Source organism: Helicobacter pylori (assembly GCF_015904775.1).
GTDB lineage: Bacteria > Campylobacterota > Campylobacteria > Campylobacterales > Helicobacteraceae > Helicobacter > Helicobacter pylori_DM.
The window spans coordinates 1-798 of sequence record NZ_JADZNC010000035.1 but is presented as its reverse complement, the minus strand read 5'-3'; the positions used below and the strand labels follow the sequence as shown (position 1 = coordinate 798).

Genomic DNA, 798 nt, shown 5'->3' with positions numbered 1-798 from the left:
AGAGGTCAATCATTTTGAAGATCTTTTAAAAGAATCCAAAGAAAGCTCAGACAATCATCTTGACAACCCCACAGAAAGCTCAGACAATCATCTTGACAACCCCACAGAAACTAAAACCCAAGAAACTAAAACCCATTTTGATAAAGACAAGCTAGAAGAAATAACTGACGACTCTAACGATCAAGAGATTATCAAAGGAAGCAAAAAGAAATACATTATTGGTGGCATTGTAGTCGCTGTTCTTATCGTGATTATTTTATTTTCTAGAAGCATTTTTCACTACTTTATACCTTTGGAAGATAAAAGCTCTCGTTTTAGCAAAGACAGGAATCTTTATGTCAATGATGAAATCCAAATAAGGCAAGAGTATAACCGATTGCTGAAAGAACGGAATGAAAAAGGCAATATGATCGATAAGAATCTTTTCTTCAATGACGATCCCAATAGAACCTTATACAACTATTTGAATATTGCAGAAATTGAGGACAAAAACCCATTGAGAGCCTTTTATGAGTGTATTAGTAATGGTGGCAACTATGAAGAATGTTTGAAGCTTATCAAAGACAAAAAACTTCAAGATCAAATGAAAAAGACTCTAGAGGCTTATAACGACTGCATCAAAAACGCCAAAACTGAAGAAGAAAGGATTAAGTGTTTAGATTTAATCAAAGATGAAAACCTGAAAAAAAGCTTACTGAACCAACAAAAAGTTCAAGTGGCTCTAGATTGTTTGAAAAACGCTAAAACCGATGAAGAACGGAAAGAGTGCCTAAAACTCATAAATGACCCTGAGATTAG

1 protein-coding gene is annotated in these 798 nt (G+C 34.1%); it reads left to right on the top strand.

Translation table 11 applies throughout. From position 1 onward, the window contains the following. On the top strand, positions 1-798 hold a 798-nt coding region (locus I6852_RS07875), incomplete at both ends, for a CagY family CD-EC repeat-containing protein (protein ID WP_331458830.1).